The sequence below is a fragment of the Desulfogranum marinum genome, assembly GCF_016918565.1.
GTDB classification, from domain to species: Bacteria; Desulfobacterota; Desulfobulbia; order Desulfobulbales; family Desulfobulbaceae; genus Desulfogranum; species Desulfogranum marinum.
The window spans coordinates 1-1,268 of the sequence record NZ_JAFFQD010000132.1; the positions used below are offsets into that span (position 1 = coordinate 1).

Genomic DNA, 1,268 nt, shown 5'->3' on the forward strand with positions numbered 1-1,268 from the left:
TCAGCAAAGCAAGGGGGTAGGTCGGCACTACAAGCCTTTTTTGCATCCTGCTAACGCAACTTCAAGAGGTTACGCTTCAAAACAGGGCGAAAATAGTGAAATCGGAGGTCGAACTGCGAAAGTCGGGTTAAGAACACCATCTTCAAGACGATTATACAACGCGACCGCTGAGTGAAGAGCCTTGCAACTTGTTTCTACTATAATATCAATATTTTGCATTGGATCCGGCCCTAGCCTGTGAAAATAATCGTATAAAAAAAGCTGCATGGAAGCAAGAGTCTCTTCGGCCTTCACCCGTCTCATTTTTTCTTGCTCAATTTCAGTGTGCCCCACAGTGCCGTCTTCCATACCCCTGCTCACCTCTTTGATAATATTTTCAGAACCATTCAGCGAATATCTCAAAACTGTCAATCGCCCCCAAAACTCTACCTTTCAGCAGTGCTCCACATGTTCACAAGCTGACCGATTTAACAGGTAAGCCCCGATTTCGATACATCGATATGCCGGACGGGCAGATCATGGAGAGTTGGAGTGTTCCAGAATGGTTACACATTGTATACGAATCCAAGATTATTTAAATAGTTGCGGCAAAATATGTTTGTGTACATGATTTTAAGAGAAAAGCATAAATATCGAAAAAACCGGGTCAAATTTTTACTTATCTTGCTGCTGAAAAAAAGTCTGCCGGTATCGGCATAGCCAATGCTCTATAACAAAGCAAGCTGGAAATACAACAAACACACTCAAAACCATTTTAACACTTTGTAACTCTTGACATAATTCCTCATAAGCGGCATGTTATAAATTCTCTATGACCAGCCTAAACTGTTACCTAAATCTGTGGCGGCCCAGGAGCTGAGTATGGTTTATTGTTTGTTATAAAATAACATTCCTGCAAATTACTAAAAAGCTCAGACACACCAAGCCGCCTTACTGGGCGTCAAAAAGCGGCGCACCTGCTATGCCGGCAACGTTTCGACATACTTATACAGTATAATAAACATGTTGCCACCTAGCCTCCGCGCTGCTCCTGCACGCTCACAGATTTAGATTTGAAACATATGGGTTTCTCGAATAATTACTACAGCAAAACAAGCGCAAATAGTGTTTTAACTGTCTGAAATATTGATATTATGTTATACTTTTCCATCATCTTCTAAGCCGTTTTTTACTTGATGGAGCCGATATGTTTCAGCCAGGATTCTTCGACCTTGATAATCGGATGCGTAAAATCGACAGCAACGGTGACCCTCTTACCAAAATTAATC

The 1,268-nt window shown here is 41.6% G+C and carries 1 protein-coding gene; it reads right to left on the bottom strand.

The genetic code is table 11. The features are described 5' to 3' along the window. Nucleotides 1-69: 69 nt before the first annotated feature. Nucleotides 70-348, bottom strand: a complete 279-nt coding sequence (locus tag JWH17_RS23185; protein ID WP_205225076.1) for a hypothetical protein — start codon at nucleotides 346-348, stop codon at nucleotides 70-72. Between the last annotated feature and the right edge of the window lie 920 nt (nucleotides 349-1,268).